This window comes from Streptomyces sp. NBC_01803, assembly GCF_035917415.1.
GTDB lineage: Bacteria > Actinomycetota > Actinomycetes > Streptomycetales > Streptomycetaceae > Streptomyces.
Window position 1 is genome coordinate 927,290 of sequence record NZ_CP109073.1, and the last position, 18,986, is coordinate 946,275.

Below are 18,986 nucleotides of genomic sequence, written 5' to 3' on the forward strand. Positions count from 1 at the left end.
GTTCCTCCATCGGGAAAGGTCGGCGGCGGTCAGTGCTTCCGGCGCCCGGAGCGGCGGTGTTCCGGCTCGTGCGCCGACTCGTCGCCGCCCGCCAGCAGCTCCTGGAGCTTCGACTTGATGCCCTTCTTGATCACCGGGCCCCGGTCGGCGTCGCCCTTGAGCAACGCCTTGGCCGTGGACTCCAGTTGCTCCCAGGTCGCGGACGGCGGGATCGGCGGGATCGCCGGGTCGGTCATGAACTCCACGACCGCCGGGCCGGGCGCCGACAGCGCCTCGGTCCAGGCCGCCTCCACGTCCTCCGGCCGCTCCACCCGCACGCCCGACAGGCCCAGCGTCCGCGCGAAAGCGGCCACGGACACGTCGGGCAGCTCCTGCGACGGCAGGAACTGCGGGGCGCCGGACATGGCGCGCATCTCCCAGGTCACCTGATTCAGGTCGCGGTTGTTCCACACGCCGACGACCAGCCGCGGATCCTGCCAGGCGTGCCGATACTTGGCGGCCGTGATCAGCTCGGCCATGCCATTCATCTGCATCGCGCCGTCCCCGGCCAGCGCCACCACCGGCCGGTCGGGATGGGCGAACTTGGCGCCGATCGCGTACGGCACCGCGCAGCCCATGCTCGCCAGCGTGCCGGAGACCGAGCCGCGCATCGTGCCGCGCATGCTGATGTGCCGGGCATACCAGTTGGTCACCGAGGCGGAATCGACGGTGAGGATCGCGTTGTCCGGCAACAGCGGGTTCAGGCAGTGCGCGACGTACTGCGGGTTGATGGGATCGGCCGAGACCAACTCGGCCTGCCGGGCCAGCGCGTCGTGCCAGCGGTCCATGGCGGCGGCGATCCGCTCGTGTCGCTGCCGCGCGTCGGCCTTCTGGTGCAGCAGCGGCAGCAGCCGGCGCAGGGTGGTGCGGGCGTCGCCGACGAGGTTCACCTCGTACGGAAAACGCATGCCGATCAGCCCCGGGTCCACGTCGATCTGCACGCCCCTGGCCTTGCCGAACTCCGGCAGGAACTGGCTGTAGGGGAAGCTCGATCCGATCGCGATCAGCGTGTCGCAGTCCCGCATCAACTCGTAGGAGGGGCGGGTGCCGAGCAGGCCGATCGTGCCGGTGACGAACGGCAGTGTGTCGGGCAGCGCGTCCTTGCCGAGCAGCGCTTTGGCGACGCCGGCGCCCAGGGTGGCGGCCAGCTCCTCGACCTCGGCACGCGCCCCGGCGGCGCCCTGGCCGATGAGGATCCCCGTGTTCTCCCCGGAGTTGATGACCTCGGCGGCGCGCTCCAGGGCGTCGTCGGTGGGGGCCGTGGTCCAGCCGCTGAAGTCCCGGCTGGAGGGCACCATCCTGAAGGCGTGGGCCGGCGGCTCGTAGTCGAGGGCCTGCACGTCGGCCGGGACGACGACGACGGCCGGCGCGCGGCGGGCCGACGCGGTGCGGATGGCGCGGTCCAGGACGTTGGGCAGCTGCTCGGGGACGTTGACGGTCTCCAGGTAGATAGCGACATCCTTGAACAGGGCGTGCAGGTCCACCTCCTGCTGGTGAGAGCCGCCCATGGCGCTGCGGTCGGTCTGCCCGACCAGGGCGAGGACGGGCACGTGGTCGAGGGCCGCGTCGTACAGCCCGTTGAGGAGGTGGATGGCGCCGGGCCCGGAGGTGGCGGCGCACACGCCCAGCTTCCCGCTGAACTTGGCGTAGCCGACGGCCTGGAACGCGGCCATCTCCTCGTGCCGGGCCTGCACGAAGCGGGGCTGGTTCGCCGCCCGGCCCCAGGCGGCGAGGATTCCGTTGATGCCGTCGCCGGGGTAGCCGTAGACGACGTCGACGTCCCACTCGCGCAGCCGGGCGAGGATGTGGTCGGCGACTTTCTGGCTCATCTCGCTTCACCTTCCGGAGGTCGCGTGCGGTGCTGCTCAGGGGCGTTGGCCGACGCCCGTGGCGAATTCGGAGAAGCGGCCGTGCCGCAGACGCGGGCGCAGCGGCGGGGTGACCATGCCCTCGTTGTGCCGCAGGCCGTCGATCAGGTCGCGGATGGCGTCCTCCGCCGTGAACCGCGGCTTCCAGCCCAGCTCGCCGACCGCGCGCGAGCAGTCCATGACGGGCAGCCGCATCAGCGCGTCGAAGAGCTGCGGCTGGGCGGGCGCCAGCCGCGCGTGCCACGCGGCGGCCAGGGCCGTGCGCAGGACACCGCGCGGCATCCGCACCACCCGGGCGTCGAACAGCCGGGCCAGCAGGGCGGCGTCGACCACCGGGTCGGCGGCCAGGTTGAACGCGCCGCGCACCGGTCGGGTGACGGCCAGCCGGTACGCCTCGGCCGCGTCGCTGGTGCGCAGCACCTGGAACCGCAGCCCCGGCACGTCGGGCACGACCGGGGTCAGCTCGGGGCGGACCAGCGGGCCGAAGAGCAGCGGGCCGAGGAAGAGGCGGCGCTGCGCGGCGGCGGACTCGCGGGCGAAGAGGAAGCCCGGCCGCATGCGGACCACGCGGGTGTCGGGCCGCTCGTACGCGAAGGCGTCCAGCAGCCGTTCGACGTACGCCTTCTCCCGGCTGTAGGGGGCGTCGGGCCAGCCGTGCGTGGGCCAGCTCTCGTCGACCGCGCGGTCCTTGGGGCCGGGCGAGTAGGCGCCGACGGAGGACGCCACGACCAGCGCCGGGACGCGGGCGGCGGCGACGGCGTTGAGCAGGCGGGTGGTGCCCAGCGCGTTGGTGCGCCAGGTCATCAGGGGGTCGCGGGCGGGCTGGATCATCCAGGCCAGGTGCACGACGGCGTCGGCGTCGCGGAAGTGCTCGGTCAGCTCCGCCTGCGCCGTCTCGCCGTCCCGCAGGTCGACCGGCGCCCAGGTGGTCTTCTCGACCGGCCAGTCGGGGACGCGCCGGGCGAGGCCCACGACGGAGGTCACGGCCGGGTCGCCGGCGAGCGCTCTGATGAGGTGGGTTCCGACGTTGCCCGTCGCGCCCACCACGACGACCCGCAGCCCCTCGGCGCGCGGCCCGCCGGCGCGCGCGGCCGGCTGATCGGCGGCGTTCTCCGTTGACATCGGCACCGGTCCTTTCACACGGGGAGCTGTCCGGGTACCCGCCCGCCCTCGACAGAACACCCCGTTTGCCCGATTTTCGGGGGGGTACTTGGAGGCGGTCGTTGACGAAAGGAGATGACATGCGGTTTCGACACGCCGTCGTCACCGGCGGAGCCGGATTCCTGGGTTCGCACCTGTGCACCGCGCTGCTCGACCGGGGAGCGACTGTCACCTGCATTGACGACATGTGCACAGCGGATCCGCGGAACACAGCCCATCTGAGGGATCGCCCCGGCTTCACGGTCAGGCACGCCGACGTCGTACGGCCGTTCGAGGTCAGGTCCTCGCAGGTCGACCTCGTCCTGCACTTCGCCTCGCCGGCCTCGCCGGCCGACTATCTGCGGCTGCCGCTGCACACGCTGGAGACCGGCAGCCTCGGCACCCGCAACGCCCTGGCCCTGGCCCGCGAGCACGGGGCCCGTTTCGTGCTGGCGTCCACCTCCGAGGTGTACGGCGACCCGCTCCAGCACCCGCAGAGCGAGTCCTACTGGGGGCACGTCAACCCGGTCGGGCCGCGCAGCGTGTACGACGAGGCCAAGCGGTTCGGCGAGGCGCTGACCACGGCCGAGGCCGAGGTGAACGGCACGGACACCGGCATCGTGCGGCTGTTCAACACCTACGGCCCCGGCATGCGCGGCTACGACGGGCGGGCCGTGCCGACGTTCATCCGGCAGGCGCTGGCCGGCGAGCCGCTGACCGTCACCGGGGACGGGCGGCAGACCCGTTCCCTCACCTATGTGGACGACACCGTGCGCGGTGTGCTGGCGATGGCCGCCTCCGACCTGCGCGGGCCCGTCAATATCGGCAACCCCGTGGAGATCACCATGGGCGACCTGGCCCGCCTGGTCATCCGCCTGACCGGCTCGGACTCCACGGTGCGGCTCATCGAACGGCCCACCGACGACCCGACCGTGCGCTGCCCCGACATCACGCTGGCGCGCGGCAAGCTCCAGTGGGAACCGGAGGTCCCCGCCGAGGAGGGTTTGGCCCGCACCATCGCCTGGTACCGGGCGCCCGTCGCCGCCTGAACCGCGGTCCCGACCGCTCCCCGGACCGCTCCCCGAACCGCTGCCCCGAACCATGAGCCCGGAGGGCCTTCATGCGCGTACTCGGAATCAACGCCCTGTTCCACGATCCCGCCGCGGCCCTCGTCATCGACGGCCGCACGGTCGCGGCGGCCGAGGAGGAACGCTTCTCGCGCCGCAAGCACGGCAAGCGGCCGGTCCCGTTCGCCGCCTGGGAGCTTCCGGAGCTGGCGGCGGCCTGGTGCCTGGGGCAGGCCGGGCTCCGGCCGGAGGACCTGGACGCCGTCACCTACTCGTTCGACCCGGCGCTGGCCCGGCCCGCCGAGGCGATGGGCCTGCACGATCCGTGGGACCACCTGCGGCTGGCCTATGCCAGGGAGGCGCCGAACTTCCTGGCCACCGCGCTGCCGGGCCTGGACCCGCGACAGGTGCGGTTCGTGCCGCACCACATGGCGCACGCGGCGTCGTCGGCGTTCGCCGCGCCGTTCGCGGAGAACTCCTCGGTGCTCGTCCTCGACGGCCGGGGCGAGTCCGCCTCGCACCTGGCCGCGCGGCGCGTCGGGGACCGGCTGGAGCCGCTGCGCGGTCAGGAGCTGCCGCACTCGCTGGGCCTGGTCTACGAGGAGCTCACGGAGCACCTCGGCTTCCTGCGGTCCAGCGACGAGTACAAGGTGATGGCGCTGGCGTCCTACGGCAGCCCCCGTTACCTGCCCGAGCTGCGGAAACACGTGCACGCGACCGGTGACGGCGGCTTCGTGGCGGCGGGCGTGCCGTGGACGGAGTTCACCGAGCCGCGCCGCCCGGCCGAGGCGTGGACGCGAGAACACGCGGACCTGGCGGCCAGCGCGCAGGCGTGCCTGGAGGAGACGCTGCTCGATCTGGTCCGCTGGATCCACGGCCGGACCGGCGACGACATCCTGACGATGGCGGGCGGCGTGGCGCTCAACTGCGTGGCCAACTCCCGCATTGCCCGCGAGGGACCGTTCCGCCAGGTGTGGGTGCAGCCGGCCGCCGGGGACGCGGGCACCGCGCTCGGTGGCGCGCTGCTGCACGCGGCCGTCGCGGACCCGGCGCCGGTCGCGCCGATGCCGGGCGCCGACCTGGGGCGCGGCTGGTCGGACGCGGAGCTGGAGGCGTGGCTGAAGACGGCGGGCGTGCCGTTCGAACGGCCGCAGGACGTCGCGGCGACCGTCGCGAGGGCGCTGGCCGAGAACCAGGTCGTCGCGTGGTTCCAGGGCAGGTCGGAGTTCGGTCCCCGGGCGCTGGGGCACCGATCGCTCCTGGCGCACCCGGGCAAGTCGGGGAATCTGGAGCGGCTGAACGACATCAAGGGCCGCGAGCAGTTCCGGCCGGTCGCGCCGATGGTGCTGGCCCAGCGGGCGGCCGAGGTCTTCGAGGGACCGCTGCCCAGCCCGTACATGCTGTTCGTGCACGAGGTGCGCCCGGCGTGGCGGGACCGCGTCCCGGCGGTGACGCACGTGGACGGCACGGCGCGGGTGCAGACCGTCGACCCGGCCGCCGAGCCGCTGGTCGGACGGATGCTGGCGGTCTTCGAGGAGCTGACCGGGCTGCCGGTGGTCGTCAACACCAGCCTCAACACGGCGGGCCGCCCGATGGTGGACGATCCCCGGGACGCGCTGGAGTGCTTCGGCTCCTCCCCCGTCGACCTGCTGGCGATCGGCCCCTTCGTGGTCCGGCGCGGCGCGTTCTTCGCGGGCGGCACGGACGGCGCGGGCGGCGCGGACGGCACGCGCCACTCGCGCGACACGGGCGGCACGGGTGACGCCGGCCAGGAGACTCCGTGAGCGGGGCCGGGGTGGACGCCGGGTCGCTCGCGGACTACGCGGTCGTCATCCCGACCCTCGGGCGGCCGAGCCTCGGGCGGGTGCTGGCCGCGCTGGCCGGTGACGAGGGACCGCCACCGGCCCGGATCGTGCTGGTGGACGACCGGCCGCCGCACGACCCGACGCCGCTGCCGGTCGCCGTGCCCTACGCGCTGCGCCACCTGGTGGAGACGGTCCCCGGCCGTGGCGCCGGACCGGCCGCCGCGCGGAACGTCGGCTGGCGGCGCGCGCCCGAGCCGTGGATCGCGTTCCTGGACGACGACGTGGTGCCGGAGCCCGGCTGGGCCACCGCGCTCGCCGCCGACCTGACCGCCGCCGACCCCGACATCGCGGCCGTGCAGGCCCGGATCACGGTGCCGCTGCCGGTCGACCGGCGCCCCACCGACTGGGAGCGGAACACGGCCGGCCTCGCGACGGCCCGCTGGATCACCGCCGACATGGCCTACCGGCGGGAGGCGCTGGAGGCGGTCGGCGGCTTCGACGAACGCTTCCCCCGGGCGTTCCGGGAGGACGCGGATCTGGCGCTGCGCGTGCTGGGGGCGGGCTGGATTCTGGCGGTGGGCGAGCGGCGGACCACACACCCGGTCCGCCCCGCCGACCCATGGGTGTCGCTGCGCACCCAGGCGGGCAACGCGGACGACGTGCTCATGCGCCGCCTGCACGGCCGCGACTGGTGGGCGCGGGCCGAGGCGCCACGCGGCCGGCTGCGCCGCCATCTGGCGATCACCGGCGCCGGGCTCGTGGCGCTGGCCGGCGTGGCGGGGCGGCGGTCGTGGCTCGTGGCCGGGGGCGCGGGGGTGTGGCTGGCGGGGACCGCCGAGTTCGCGGCGGCCCGGATTCGGCCGGGGCCGCGCACCGCCGAGGAGGTCCGCCGCATGGCCCTGACCAGTGCGGCGATCCCGCCGGTCGCCGTATGGCACTGGCTGGCCGGTCAGGTGCGGCACCGGAACGTCCGCCCGGCCGCTGCCGGGCGGCGGCCCGTTCCGCCTGGTGGGGACAGTGTGGGGGTCTCACCGTTTGAGACGGCAAATTCGGGCAACTCAGTTGTTCATGACTAAAGCCTCGATACCCGCGGAAAGGTGGTCAAAGCCCCCGGGGGCGGCGGACGGCCCCTGGCTGCTGTCCGCCGGGCCGGGCTCGCTCCCGGGCGAGCGGCCCACGCGGGCCGCCGGGCCGGCCGCGGTGCTGTTCGACCGCGACGGCACCCTGATCGAGGACGTGCCCTACAACGCCGACCCCGCCCTGGTCCGGCCGCTCCCCCGCGTCCGCGAGGCCCTCGACGCCCTCCGGGCGCGGGGCGTCGCCATCGGCGTGGTCAGCAACCAGTCCGGCGCGGCGCGCGGCTACTTCGGGCGGGACGGCGTCGAGGCGGTCCGGCGGCGCGTCGAGGAGCTGCTGGGCCCGTTCGATGTCTGGGCGATCTGCCCGCACGCCCCCTGGAACTGCTGCGCGTGCCGCAAGCCCGCCCCCGGCCTGGTCCAGGCGGCGTGCGCGCGGCTGGGTGTGCCGGCCACGCGCACGGCGGTCGTCGGCGACATCGGCAGCGACATGGCGGCGGCCCGGGCGGCCGGGGCGCGCGGCGTGCTGGTCCCGACGCCGGTCACCCGGCGCGAGGAGATCGTCGGCGCCCACGAGTGGGCGCCCGACGTGCTGACGGCGGTCCGCGCCCTGCTGGGCGCCGACCCGGGTGAGGAGCGTGGCGCGTGAGCGAAGCCCCCCGCACCCTGGTGGTCCGGCTCGACAGCGCGGGCGACGTGCTGCTGGCCGGCCCGGCGGTCCGCGCGATCGCGGCCGGCTCGTCCACCGTGACACTGCTGTGCGGCCCGCAGGGCGAGTCCGCCGGACGGCTGCTGCCCGGCGTGGACGACCTGGTCGTCTTCGACGCGCCGTGGGTGAGCCTGTCACCTCCCCCGCTGCGGCGCGAGGACATCGCGGCCCTGGTGGAACGGCTGGCCACCGGGCGGTACGACCGGGCGCTGATCCTCGCGTCGTTCCACCAGAGCCCGCTGCCCGCCGCGCTGCTGCTGAAGATGGCCGGTGTGCCGTGGATCGGCGCGGACAGCGAGGACTACCCGGGCTCGTTGCTCCAGCTCCGTCACCGTCGCGCGACGTACCGGCACGAGGCCGCCGCCGCGCTGGAGCTGGCGGAGGCGGCCGGGTTCTCCCTGCCGCCCGGCGACGACGGCGCGCTGCGCGTCCGCCCGCACCCCGACACCGCGCACCTGACCGGCGCCGACCCGTACGTCGTACTGCACCCCGGCGCGGCCGTGCCCGCCAGGACCTGGTCGCCTGCCCGCTCCGAGCGGGCCGTCGCCGCGCTCGCCGCGGCCGGCCACCGGGTCGTGGTCACGGGCAGTCCGGGCGAGGAGGCGCTGACCCGGCGCGTCGCCGGGCGGCACGCGCTGGACCTGGGCGGGCGCACCCGGCTGCCGGAGCTGGCCGGAGTGCTGGCCGGGGCGAAGGTGGTGATCGCGGGCAACACCGGCCCGGCCCACCTGGCGGCGGCCGTCCGCACCCCGATCGTCAGCCTCTTCTCGCCCGTCGTCAGCGCCGACCGCTGGCTGCCCTACCGCGTGCCGCACCTGCGGCTCGGCCGCCAGGACACCGCGTGCGCGGGTACGCGGGCCCGGCTGTGCCCGGTGGCCGGCCATCCCTGCCTGGACTCCATCACCGACGACGAGGTTCTCAGCGCGGTCGCGGCACTGACGGTCGGCGGCCCCCGCCCCGACCGTGCGGGAGGGCCGGACCGCGCCGGACGGAAGGCGCCCGCATGAACATCCTGCTGTGGCACGTGCACGGCTCCTGGACGACGTCATTCGTCCAGGGCACCCACTCCTACCTCGTCCCCGTGCTGCCCGACCGCGGCCCGGACGGGCGCGGCCGGGCCAGGACCTGGGCCTGGCCGGAGTCCGTGACCGAGCTGCCGCCCGAGGAGCTGCGGGACGCGCCGGTGGACCTGGTGATCCTCCAGCGGCCGAACGAGGCGGAGCTGGCCGAGCGCTGGCTCGGCGGCCGGCGCCCCGGCCGGGACGTGCCGGCCGTGTACGTCGAGCACAACGCGCCGGACGGCGACGTGCCCGACACGCGGCACCCCTGCGCCGACCGCGACGACCTGACGCTGGTCCACGTCACCCACTTCAACCGGCTGTTCTGGGACAACGGCGGAACGCGCACCGCCGTCATCGAGCACGGCGTCGTGGACCCCGGCCACCGCTGGACCGGCGAGCTGGCCCGCGCCGCCGTCGTCGTCAACGAGCCGCTGCGGCGCGGGCGCACCACCGGCACCGACCTGCTGCCGGGGCTGGCGGAGGCGGCGCCGCTGGACGTGTTCGGCATGGGCACCGAGGAGCTGGCCCGGCGGCTGGGTCTGCCCTGGGACCGCTGCCGCTCCTACGACCTTCCACAGAGCAAGCTGCACGACGAGATGGCCAGGCGCCGGGTGTACGCGCACCCCGTCCGCTGGACGTCGCTGGGCCTGTCCCTCATCGAGGCCATGCACCTCGGCATGCCGATCGTCGGCCTGGCCACCACCGAGGCGGTGGACGCGGTGCCGCCGGACGCGGGGGTGCTCTCCACCCGCCCGGAGGTCCTCGCCCGGGCCGCCGCCGGGTATCTGCGCGACCCGGACGCGGCGGCCGAGGCGGGCCGGGCGGCGCGGCACGCCGCGCTGGAGCGGTACGGGCTGAAGAGATTCCTGGACGACTGGGACCTGCTGATGGAGGAGGTGATCCGCTGATGAGGCGACCCACCGAGCGACCCACCGAGCGACCCAGTGAACGTGCTGCCGGGCGACCCGGGGAACGTGCTGCCGGGCGACCCGCCGGACAGTCCGCCGAGCGGCCCGCCGAAGGTCCGGCCGAGCGGCCCCGTGCGGGGGAAGGGCTCTCGATCGCCCTCGTCTCCGAGCACGCCAGCCCGCTCGCCGCCCTGGGCGGTGAGGACGCGGGCGGCCAGAACGTGCACGTCGCGCAGTTGGCCGCCGAGCTCGCCGACCGCGGCCACACCGTGACGGTCTACACCCGGCGCGACTCCACCTCGCTGCCGGCGGCCGTACGGCTTCGGCCGGGCGTGACCGTGCGCAACGTCCCGGCCGGCCCGGCCGAGGCGGTGCCCAAGGACCGGCTGCTGCCGTTCATGCCACAGTTCGGGGCCGTACTGGAACGGGAGTGGGCCGCGGCGGCACCCGATGTCGCGCACTCGCACTTCTGGATGTCGGGCGTGGCCACGCTCCAGGCGGCCCAGCCACTGGGCATCCCGTTCGCGCACACCTTCCACGCGCTGGGCACCGTCAAGCGACGGCACCAGGGCGCGGCCGACACCAGCCCGTCCGACCGGACCACCTGGGAGCGGTACGTCGGTCTGAGCTGCGACCGCACGGTGGCCACCTGCCGCGACGAGGTCGAGGAGCTGACCGGGATGGGCCTGCCGCCCGAGCGGATCAGCGTCGTGCCGTGCGGGGTCGATCCCGAACGGTTCACGCCGGACGGGCCGGCCGCGCCGCGCGGCGCGTTCCCGTACCGGCTGCTCCAGCTCGGCCGGCTCGTGCCGCGCAAGGGAGCCCAGCTCTCCATCGAGGCGCTGACCAAGATCCCGGACGCCGAGCTGGTCATCGCGGGCGGGCCGGGGGCCGGGGAGCTGGACGCGGACCCGGAGATCCGGCGGCTGCGCGAGGTCGCGCGGTCGTTCGGCGTGGCGGACCGGGTCCGGTTCACCGGCGGCGTGGCGCGGGCCGAGGTGCCGTCGCTGCTGCGCGGTGCCGATCTGGTGCTCTGCCCGGCCGACTACGAGCCGTTCGGCATCGTACCGCTGGAGGCCATGGCCTGCGGCGTGCCGGTGGTCGCGAGCGCGGTGGGCGGGCAGCGGGACACGGTGGCCGACCCGGCCACCGGGCGGCTGGTGCCGCCCGGCGACCCGGCCGCGCTGGCCCACGCGGTGGCCGCGCTGCTGGCCTCGCCGGCCGAGCGGGCCGCGCGCGGCGCGGCGGGCCGGCGCCGGGTCCTCACCCGTTACCGGTGGGCGGCCGTGGCCGCCGCCACCGAGGAGGTCTACCGCGAGATCGCCAGCCGCCACCCCGCCCCGGTGAGCGGCGCCTGAACGCCCGCCGCCGGACCACCCCTGCCGCCACCCCGACGGATTGACCCGAACGACCTTGAACCATCGGAGGAGTTCGCCCATGCACGCATCGCGCGCCGCGCACGACCACTGCGTGTCCCTCCAGGACGCCCTGCGGGACTTCCGCGACAACGACGACGGGCTCGACCGGGCCGTGCGGTGGGGCCGCCACCTGGCCGGGGTCCTGCCGCTGGGCGGTCGGCTGCTGGCCGCGGGCAACGGCGGCAGCGCCGCGCAGGCCCAGCACCTGACGGCCGAGCTGGTCGGCCGCTACGCGAAGGACCGGCCCCCGTTCTCCGCCATCTCCCTGCACGCGGAGACCTCCAGCGTCACCGCCATCGGCAACGACTACGGCTTCGACGAGGTCTTCGCCCGCCAGGTCGCCGCCCACGGCCGGCCCGGTGACGTGCTGGTCCTGATGTCCACTTCGGGCCGCAGCGACAACCTGCTCAGCGCCGCCACCGCCGGGCGCGCCGCCGGGCTGCGGGTGTGGGCCATGACCGGACCGGCGCCCAACCCGCTGGCCAACCAGGCCGACGCGGTCCTCAGCATCTCCTCCCCCAGCTCCGCCACCGTGCAGGAGGCGCACCTCGTCGCGCTGCACGTGCTGTGCGAGGCGTTCGACGAGGCGCTGGCCGAGGGCACCCCGGCGGCGCGGGTCTCCCGCCCGCCCGCCGTTCTCACCCGGCGGGAGGTGTCGTGACCGGGGCCGCGTCCGCGTCCGCCTCCGGCGCGCGGCGGCCGATCGTCGTGGTGGGCGACGTGCTGCTCGACCGGGACGTCGAAGGGGACGCCACCCGGCTGGCGCCGGACGCGCCCGTGCCGGTCGTGGAGGTGGCGGCCGAGCGCCGGCGCCCCGGCGGCGCCGGGCTCGCCGCCGCGCTGGCCGCGCGGGACGGGCGCGCGGTGGTGCTCGTCGCCGCGCTGGGCGGCGACGAGGCGAGCGCGGCGGTGCGCGCCATGCTGCCGCCCGGGGTGCGGCTGGCCGAGTTGCCCCTGGACGGCTCGCTGCCGGTGAAGTCCCGGGTGCTGGCCGGCGGCCGGCCGGTGGTCCGCTTCGACAGCGGCGGCGGCACGCCCGGCCCGCCGGGGCCGGCGGTGCGTGAGGCACTGCGGAGCGCCGGGGCGGTGCTGGTCGCCGACTACGGTCAGGGCGCGGCGGCGGCCGTTCGCGAGCTGCTGGCCGAGGCGGCGCGACGGGTCCCGGTCGTGTGGGACCCGCATCCGCGCGGCCTGCCGCCCGTGCCGGGCGCCCGGCTGGTGACGCCCAACGAGCGGGAGGCCCGGATGTTCTGCGGCCCGGACGCCCGGCCGCACGGCGAGGACGACGACTCGCCGCACGCCCACAGCCGGCGCGGCGCGCTGCTGGCGGAACGCTGGCGGGCGGCGTCGGTCGCCGTGACGCTGGGCGGCCGGGGCGCGGTGCTGGCGCGGGCCAACTGTGACGACCCGCTCTACGTGCCGGCCGTCGCCGGCCACGACGGCGATCCGTGCGGAGCCGGGGACTGCTTCGCCGCGACGGCGGCGGGAGTGCTGGCCGACGGCGGCCTGCCGTCCGACGCGGTGGGGCGGGCCACCGAGGCGGCGACCTGTTTCGTGGGCGCGGGCGGCCTGGCCTCGCTGGCGCCCTGGCGCGACCGGTCCCCGGCGTCGGCTCCGGCGGCGTCGGCTCCGGCGGCGCCCACGGGCGACGCCCGGACGCTGATCGAGGCGGTCCGGTCCCGGGGCGGCACGGTGGTGGCGGCGGGCGGCTGCTTCGACCTGCTGCACGCCGGGCACGTGCAGTTCCTGGAGGACGCGCGGCGCACCGGCGACTGCCTGATCGTGTGTGTCAACTCCGACGCCTCGGTGCGCCGGCTGAAGGGCCGGGGCCGACCGTTCAACACGGCGGCCGACCGGCTCCGGGTGCTGTCCGGGCTGGGCTGCGTGGACGCGGTCGTGGAGTTCGACGAGGACACGCCGGAGGCGCTCCTGCGGCGACTGCGGCCGGATGTGTGGGTCAAGGGCGGCGACTACAGCGTCCGTGACCTGCCGGAGGCGGCGGCGTTGCGCGAGTGGGGCGGGCAGACGCTCGTTCTGCCGTATCTGGACGGCCGTTCCACGACCGAGCTGGCCCGGCGGGCCGCGTCCATGACGTCGTGACGCCGCGCCTCGTCGCGTTGCGCGCCCTGGGGCTGGGCGATCTGCTGACCGGGGTGCCCGCGCTGCGCGGGCTGCGCCGGGCGTTCCCCGGGCACCGGCTGCTGCTGGCCGCGCCGGGCTGGCTGGCGGAGGCCGTGGCGGCGACCGGCGCGGTGGACGAGCTGATCCCGGCCGCCGCGCCGGGCCGGGCCGTGCCGACCTCCGTCCCGTGGTCGGGTCCCCCGCCCGAGCTGGCGGTGGACCTGCACGGCAGCGGCCCGGAGAGCCTGCGCCCGCTGCTGACCCTGAACCCGGGACAAGTCTGGGGATTCGCGCACCCGTCCGGCCCGGACCGGCGCGCGGACGCGCACGAAGAGGAACGCGAACACGAACACGAACGCGACCGCTGGTGCCGCCTGTTGGCCTGGTACGGCGTCCCGGCCGACCCGGCCGACCTGCGCGTCGCCGCGCCGCCGTGGCCGTCGCCCGCGCCGGGCGCGGTCGTGCTGCACCCGGGCGCGGACGCCGGGGCGCGCCGCTGGCCGGCCGAACGGTTCGCCGCCGTGGGCCGCGCGCTGACCCGCGACGGGCACCGGGTGGTGGTGACCGGCGGCCCGGACGAGGGCGAACTCGCCGCCCACGTCGCACGATCGGCGGACCTGGGGGCCTCGTCCGTCTTCGCCGGCCCGACCGTCCTGCCGTTCCCCGCGCTGGCGGCGCTGCTCGCCGCCGCGCGTGCGGTGCTGGTCGGGGACACCGGCGTCGCGCACCTCGCCACCGCCCTGGGCACTCCGTCGGTCGTGCTGTTCGGCCCGGTCTCCCCCGCCCGGTGGGGACCGCCGGACTCCCCGTTCCACCGCGCGCTGTGGCATCCCGAGGTGCCCCACGCGGGCGACCCGCACGGCACCGGTCCGGACGAACGACTGCTGGCGATCGGGGAGGCCGAGGTGCTGGCCGCCCTGGCGGCGCTGCCGCCGCCCGCCTTTTCCGCGGGAGAATGAACATTCCTTTCGGAACGGTGCCGCGGCCTTTTCCGCATCATTCGCGAGTTCTCCCGGAATGGGCGATTGTCACGCTGGAAAATTGCCGATTCCCGCTTCTGACCTGCGAATAAAGCACACAGTGAGCGTGACAGCAATAGGCATCCGAATACCCTCGCCCACCACCACGCAAACCGGCGAGGAAAAAACTCCGGCTTATTGACGCCACTCGGCGCTCACCATAAATTGAACCGTCGATCTCTTCATTTCGCTCATCGTGATCGCATCCCCTACCCGCGTCCCCACCGGGAGACCCCCATGCGAAGATCGACCTGGATCCTCACCGGATTCGCCGCCCTGCTCCTCGTCCTCGCGGCCGTGGCCCGTTTCGCCGTCCTCCCGGCCGTGCATCAGGTCCCCGACGATGTGAACGAGAATCCCCAGTACGAGGGCACGGCCACCATCCTCAACCAACAGGCCCTGGCCAGCGGCGACTTGGCCAACGCCTTCCTCGTGGACGTGCCGGTGCTGATGGACCGTCACATCAAGGTGACCGCCACCGACGGCGACACGGCCGTCTTCTCCGACAGCCGGGTGCTGCTGGGTCCCGACGGTCAGGAGCTGACCAGCTCCGAGGAGCACTGGGCCGTGGACCGCGTCAGCCTGGAGGCCCGCCCCGCCCCCGAGGGCGTCGACGCCTCCCCGCACGAGGGCCTGGTGATCGGGTTCCCGCTGGAGCCGGAGAAGCACGACTACCGGTGGTGGGACCACACGACGGGCACCGAGGTCGACGCCGTCTACACCGGGACGGAGAAGCGGGACGGCCGCACCGTCTACGGCTACACCATCCACGCCGAGGGGCCGATGGCCGACTCGGGCGAGCTTCCGCAGGCCCTCCCGCGTGACGCGGTGGGCGGCATCCTCGCCTCGGTCCCGGGAAGCACCGTCGACCCGGCGACGCTGCCGGAGATGGTGCCGCTGTCCTACGCGGCGACGACCGATCTGGTGCTGTGGATCGACTCGGGCACCGGCACGATCATGGACGGCTCCCACGGTCAGAACATCATGGCCACCACGCAGGACGGCACGGCGCTGTTCCCGATCGCCGACGTCCGGGTGACGGCCACGGATGAGACCAAGGAGAACCAGGCGGATACGGCGAAGGAGATCTCGCTGGCGCTGACGCTGCTCGGCGTCGTGGCCCCCCTGTCGCTGATCGGCATCGCCCTGCTGCTGCTCGCCCTGGCCGCGTGGGGCGTGCGCAAGCGCCGCACCCAGCCACCGGCCACGCCCGACGAACCGACCACCCCGCAGCCGGAAAGCGTGACGACAGCCTGACCGGCCTCCCCCACGCGGCGCCGCCCCGGTGAGCCGGGGCGGCGCCCCGCGCCTGACCGCCCGCATCGGCTCCCCGGCGTCCCGTCCTGGTACGGACGCGGGGGTCCCCGCGAGGGCGCACCGGACGACCCGGGCGACCTCATCGATTTCCGGGAGCAGCTTCCCGGGCCTCCCGGGCCGCCCGGCCCGGCCGCACGGCCGCCCGGCCGTCTGAGAGGCTGTGACCATGACGGACATACCTCTCTGGCGTCGGCCCACCCGCACCGGTTGGCGTGTCGAGGCCGATGAGGCACGCACCCGCGTCGACGTGATCGACCCCGCCGGCCGAGTCCGGGCGTCCGTCGCCATCGAGCCCGTTCAGCACTTCACGGGCTGGTTCGCCAAGCGGCAGAACGCGGTCATGAGCCGCGCCTTCGAGGAGAACGGGCCCTCCCTGCTGGCCCGTGAGCCCGCCGGGATCACGCTCGATCCGCACGACCAGCAGGCGTTCGTCAGCGACGGCACCGTCAACGGTCGCCGCCGGGAGAAAGCCGGTCGCGCCCTTGTCCGCGGTCGGCACTACGCGTTCCTTCACACCGGGGGAAAGACCGCCGACGCGATGCGGGACGGCGCCCGGATCGCGTCGTTCGTCAAACACGGCTTCGGCCCCCAGGCCGGCCACGTCAGCCGTGACGACCACCGCTCCCTGGACGAGACCGACGAACTGGTTCTGACCATCTTCGAGAAGCTCCTGAGGCCCGGACGCCCGGGTGCCGTCTCCGAGATCCTCACCGACCTCGCCTGAGCCTGATCGCACCGCGCAGCGGCACTCCCGCAGCGGTACTCCGCGCAGCGGTCCTGGTCCGGCCGCCGTTCCGGAGCGATCCGGGCGGGCGTGCCCGACGTTCCCTGCCTACGCCTCAGGCGTGCGCGACGCCTGCCCACACGGTCAGGGCGCGCGCCCGCGCCCGCCATGCGGGGACGTGCCCCCTCTGCGGCAGTGCGCCCGTTTCCCGTCATCGGTGCTTCGGCATAACCGACAGGCGACGGAAAGGACATGACCATGCCGCATCAGCGCCACTGGCGACGACGTCTCACCCCCTGCCTGACAGCGATCGCCGCCGGATCGCTGCTGCCGCTGGCCGGCCCGGCGACCGCGGCGCAGGACGAGAGCACCTGCTATGTCAACGGCGTGCCCGGGTACACGGGAACACCGGGCGACGACACGATCACCTGCACCGACCACGGCCTGCCCCTGGGCGAGATCGTGGACGCCGGCGCGGGCGACGACACCATCACCCTGGGCTGGATCGTGGAGGGCCAGGTCAGGGGCGGCGACGGCCAGGACACGATCACGTTCGAGGAGTCGGGCGTCCTCGGGCAATCCAGCGTGCTCAACGGCCAGAACGGCGACGACACGTTCGAGTCCTTCGGCACCGTGTACGGCGCCATCCGGGGAGGCGACGGCGAGGACCACGTCTCCGTGTGGGCGGGCGCCGTGGCCCCGAGCGGCGTCATCAGCGGTGGCCGGGAGCACGACTACATCCAGGTCATCGAGGGATTCCCCTACGCCGGCCTGCTGGAGGGCAACGAAGGCGACGACGAGATCTACCCCGCCGGCACTCTCCTGACGAGCGGGCGGATCAAGGGAGGCGACGGCGCCGACATCATCCTTCTCTTGCAGCAGAACAACGGCCGGGTCAGCGGCGGCGGCGGGGACGACTGGATCGAGATGACCGTCAACGACGGCGTCCTCGACGGCGGCCCCGGCTTCGACGACTGTTTCACCCAATACAACAATCCTCCCATCAACTGCGAGGTATGACGGTCGCGTGGTCGACGTCGGGACCGCGGTAAGGGTGTCGCCCGCACGGGTGAGGGGTGACACTGAGCGCTCCCGACGCCGACACCTTCCCGTACGCCCTGGGCCGAGCCGTCGTTGATGGCCATTTCACCCCCGCCCTGCCCGAGTTGATCGTGGCAGCCGCGCCCGCCGGTCACCTGCGCGACGTACGACGTGAGCCGAGAGTCATCGCCCCCAGCTGCCAGCGACGAACCGGCCGGCGGCCATGAGAACTCGGAGGAACACGGGGTGATCGCGCTCCTGAAGGAGGCGGCCGTGGAGGAAGTCCGCAGGGCGTCGGTGATCATATGGCCGTTGTTCCGGGGAGTCGTCGCCGATTTCGCGGACGAACCCATTGATCCGCATCTGGTCAACGAACTCCGGCGAGGAAGGCGATCCCCTGCCCGATGCGGGCGCTGCCCCCGGTGGGACGGGGCGGCGCCCGCGCCTGACCGCCCGCATCAGCTTCCGAGCGTCGCGTCCAGGTACGCCTGGACCGGTTCGAACAGGCCGTAGGGCACATACACAGGGATGTCCGCGAGAGCACACCAGACGACCTCGGCGAGCTCATCCTGATCGGCGACATGCGCGGTCCCCGAGACGACACCGCACGCTGTATAGGACATCAGACGGTGGGTCTTGGGGTGGACCCGTTCACCGAGGAGCTTCTCCGCGCTGACCGTCAGGCCCGTCTCCTCCCAGGTCTCCCGAACGGCCGCCTGCTCGGCCGACTCGCCGGGCTCGATCTTCCCGGCGGGAAACTGCCAGGAGAGCTCGCCCTCCCTTACCCGACGCCGAACCATCAGGACCCGGCCGTCCTGGACGACGATGGCGGCGGCGATACCCGGGCGGTCTTCGGCGGCCTGCTGTGTCATCCGTACTCCTCCAAAGCTGCCAGGACCGGAGGGAAGATCCTATCGGCTGGTATGAATCGGGTTACCGAGCCCGTCGCGGCCCACACCACGTCCACGTTCTCGTCGGTGTCACGGTTGTGCGCCTCACCAGCCAGGAAGTCGCACAGAAAGTACGCGCAGTGCACGCCGGTGACCGGGTGGAGACGCGTGCCGAGACTCCGGCGGACGGCGCAGCGGACACCGGTTTCGCCGAGCGTCTCACGCACCGTGGCAGTCTCAGGCCGTACCCCCGGCTTGATCACCCCCGCCGGGAACTGCCAGGTGATTCCGGAACCGTCATCATCGCGTCGGCATACCAGGAGGACTTCGCGCTCGCGGACGACCACCGCGAGGGCGACACGCAACGGCTGCGGCACCACGACACCAGGGCTCGCCTCCGTCCCCGAGGTTCGGCCCGGCGCCAGCAGCACGAAGCGTTTCCGAACTGTCGTCGTGGCCCGCTCGTACACGTCGTCAAGGAGCTGTTGCATCTCTGTGCGGGGCACGATGTCGGGGTCGGCGTGCCAGGTGGCGACCGTGCGCGATGCGATGCCGAGGTGAGCGGCGAAGCCCTCGTTCGTCTGACGGAGAGCGGCCTGAAGAGCGCATGCATAGCGACCGTTCCAGAGGTCGATCACTTCCACGAACGGACTCCCGGCACATCGTCGTCTGCGGAGTGCGTGGCCGGTGCATCCCAAGTGCACCGTACCTGCATGGTGGAGCTGGGCGAGACGCGGTTGACTCATCCTCACACGGTTCGTCTCCGCCCCCACCGCGAGCCTC

The 18,986-nt window shown here is 74.2% G+C and carries 17 protein-coding genes; 13 read left to right on the forward strand and 4 right to left on the reverse strand.

What is annotated here, in order from left to right; translation table 11 throughout:
* Nucleotides 1–29 precede the first annotated feature (29 nt).
* Both OIE51_RS03925 and OIE51_RS03930 read right to left on the reverse strand, forming a co-directional pair.
* Nucleotides 30–1,868 carry a thiamine pyrophosphate-requiring protein gene (locus OIE51_RS03925; protein WP_326595524.1) on the reverse strand — a complete coding sequence of 613 codons (1,839 nt, stop codon included), beginning with the start codon at nucleotides 1,866–1,868 and terminating at the stop codon, nucleotides 30–32.
* A 36-nt stretch (nucleotides 1,869–1,904) separates the two neighbouring features.
* Entirely contained in the window at nucleotides 1,905–3,029 is a 1,125-nt protein-coding gene (locus tag OIE51_RS03930; protein ID WP_326595525.1) for an NAD-dependent epimerase/dehydratase family protein, read from the reverse strand.
* Between the two features lie 119 nt (nucleotides 3,030–3,148).
* Here OIE51_RS03930 and OIE51_RS03935 point away from each other — a divergent pair, with 119 nt between their 5' ends.
* The 13 genes from OIE51_RS03935 (at nucleotide 3,149) to OIE51_RS03995 (ending at nucleotide 17,292) form a co-directional block, all read left to right on the forward strand.
* Nucleotides 3,149–4,096: an NAD-dependent epimerase/dehydratase family protein gene (locus OIE51_RS03935; protein ID WP_326595526.1), complete on the forward strand. Its 948-nt coding sequence runs from the start codon at nucleotides 3,149–3,151 to the stop codon at nucleotides 4,094–4,096.
* Nucleotides 4,097–4,167: 71 nt separating this feature from the next.
* Nucleotides 4,168–5,898, forward strand: a complete 1,731-nt coding sequence (locus OIE51_RS03940) for a carbamoyltransferase family protein (protein WP_326595527.1) — start codon at nucleotides 4,168–4,170, stop codon at nucleotides 5,896–5,898.
* Nucleotides 5,895–6,995, forward strand: a complete 1,101-nt coding sequence (locus OIE51_RS03945) for a glycosyltransferase family 2 protein (protein ID WP_326595528.1) — start codon at nucleotides 5,895–5,897, stop codon at nucleotides 6,993–6,995. Before OIE51_RS03940 ends, OIE51_RS03945 begins: the two co-directional genes overlap by 4 nt.
* A complete protein-coding gene (locus OIE51_RS03950) occupies nucleotides 6,988–7,644 on the forward strand; it encodes a D-glycero-alpha-D-manno-heptose-1,7-bisphosphate 7-phosphatase (protein WP_326595529.1) in 657 nt (218 codons plus the stop codon). Before OIE51_RS03945 ends, OIE51_RS03950 begins: the two co-directional genes overlap by 8 nt.
* Nucleotides 7,641–8,711 (forward strand): glycosyltransferase family 9 protein, encoded by a 1,071-nt coding sequence (locus tag OIE51_RS03955; protein WP_326595531.1) that lies wholly within the window; start codon nucleotides 7,641–7,643, stop codon nucleotides 8,709–8,711. Before OIE51_RS03950 ends, OIE51_RS03955 begins: the two co-directional genes overlap by 4 nt.
* Entirely contained in the window at nucleotides 8,708–9,673 is a 966-nt protein-coding gene (locus tag OIE51_RS03960) for a glycosyltransferase (protein ID WP_326595532.1), read from the forward strand. Before OIE51_RS03955 ends, OIE51_RS03960 begins: the two co-directional genes overlap by 4 nt.
* On the forward strand, nucleotides 9,673–11,031 hold the full coding sequence (locus OIE51_RS03965) for a glycosyltransferase (protein ID WP_326595534.1): 1,359 nt from the start codon (nucleotides 9,673–9,675) through the stop codon (nucleotides 11,029–11,031). Before OIE51_RS03960 ends, OIE51_RS03965 begins: the two co-directional genes overlap by 1 nt.
* A gap of 79 nt (nucleotides 11,032–11,110) precedes the next feature.
* Nucleotides 11,111–11,752, forward strand: coding sequence for a D-sedoheptulose-7-phosphate isomerase (locus OIE51_RS03970; protein WP_326595536.1), 642 nt, complete (start codon nucleotides 11,111–11,113; stop codon nucleotides 11,750–11,752).
* Nucleotides 11,749–13,191, forward strand: a complete 1,443-nt coding sequence (rfaE2, locus tag OIE51_RS03975) for a D-glycero-beta-D-manno-heptose 1-phosphate adenylyltransferase (RefSeq protein ID WP_326595538.1) — start codon at nucleotides 11,749–11,751, stop codon at nucleotides 13,189–13,191. The genes OIE51_RS03970 and rfaE2 overlap by 4 nt, the downstream gene beginning before the upstream one ends.
* Nucleotides 13,188–14,171 (forward strand): glycosyltransferase family 9 protein, encoded by a 984-nt coding sequence (locus OIE51_RS03980; RefSeq protein WP_326595540.1) that lies wholly within the window; start codon nucleotides 13,188–13,190, stop codon nucleotides 14,169–14,171. The genes rfaE2 and OIE51_RS03980 overlap by 4 nt, the downstream gene beginning before the upstream one ends.
* 297 nt (nucleotides 14,172–14,468) lie before the next feature.
* On the forward strand, nucleotides 14,469–15,488 hold the full coding sequence (locus OIE51_RS03985; protein ID WP_326595542.1) for a porin PorA family protein: 1,020 nt from the start codon (nucleotides 14,469–14,471) through the stop codon (nucleotides 15,486–15,488).
* A gap of 226 nt (nucleotides 15,489–15,714) precedes the next feature.
* Entirely contained in the window at nucleotides 15,715–16,272 is a 558-nt protein-coding gene (locus OIE51_RS03990) for a hypothetical protein (RefSeq protein WP_326595544.1), read from the forward strand.
* A gap of 252 nt (nucleotides 16,273–16,524) precedes the next feature.
* Nucleotides 16,525–17,292 (forward strand): hypothetical protein, encoded by a 768-nt coding sequence (locus OIE51_RS03995; RefSeq protein WP_326595546.1) that lies wholly within the window; start codon nucleotides 16,525–16,527, stop codon nucleotides 17,290–17,292.
* Between the two features lie 479 nt (nucleotides 17,293–17,771).
* Here the strand turns inward: OIE51_RS03995 and OIE51_RS04000 are convergent, their stop codons facing one another.
* The gene (locus OIE51_RS04000; protein ID WP_326595548.1) at nucleotides 17,772–18,185 is read right to left on the reverse strand and encodes an NUDIX hydrolase; all 414 of its coding nucleotides are present in this window, start codon (nucleotides 18,183–18,185) and stop codon (nucleotides 17,772–17,774) included.
* Entirely contained in the window at nucleotides 18,182–18,847 is a 666-nt protein-coding gene (locus tag OIE51_RS04005; protein WP_326595550.1) for an NUDIX hydrolase, read from the reverse strand. The genes OIE51_RS04000 and OIE51_RS04005 overlap by 4 nt, the downstream gene beginning before the upstream one ends.
* Nucleotides 18,848–18,986 lie beyond the last annotated feature (139 nt).

Coding starts and splice junctions, on each gene's coding strand:
- OIE51_RS03925 (WP_326595524.1), bottom strand. CDS start 1,868: ATGAGCCAGAAAGTCGCCGACCACATCCTCGCCCGGCTGCGCGAGTGG.
- OIE51_RS03930 (WP_326595525.1), bottom strand. CDS start 3,029: ATGTCAACGGAGAACGCCGCCGATCAGCCGGCCGCGCGCGCCGGCGGG.
- OIE51_RS03935 (WP_326595526.1), top strand. CDS start 3,149: ATGCGGTTTCGACACGCCGTCGTCACCGGCGGAGCCGGATTCCTGGGT.
- OIE51_RS03940 (WP_326595527.1), top strand. CDS start 4,168: ATGCGCGTACTCGGAATCAACGCCCTGTTCCACGATCCCGCCGCGGCC.
- OIE51_RS03950 (WP_326595529.1), top strand. CDS start 6,988: ATGACTAAAGCCTCGATACCCGCGGAAAGGTGGTCAAAGCCCCCGGGG.
- OIE51_RS03960 (WP_326595532.1), top strand. CDS start 8,708: ATGAACATCCTGCTGTGGCACGTGCACGGCTCCTGGACGACGTCATTC.
- OIE51_RS03965 (WP_326595534.1), top strand. CDS start 9,673: ATGAGGCGACCCACCGAGCGACCCACCGAGCGACCCAGTGAACGTGCT.
- OIE51_RS03970 (WP_326595536.1), top strand. CDS start 11,111: ATGCACGCATCGCGCGCCGCGCACGACCACTGCGTGTCCCTCCAGGAC.
- OIE51_RS03985 (WP_326595542.1), top strand. CDS start 14,469: ATGCGAAGATCGACCTGGATCCTCACCGGATTCGCCGCCCTGCTCCTC.
- OIE51_RS03990 (WP_326595544.1), top strand. CDS start 15,715: ATGACGGACATACCTCTCTGGCGTCGGCCCACCCGCACCGGTTGGCGT.
- OIE51_RS03995 (WP_326595546.1), top strand. CDS start 16,525: ATGACCATGCCGCATCAGCGCCACTGGCGACGACGTCTCACCCCCTGC.
- OIE51_RS04000 (WP_326595548.1), bottom strand. CDS start 18,185: ATGACACAGCAGGCCGCCGAAGACCGCCCGGGTATCGCCGCCGCCATC.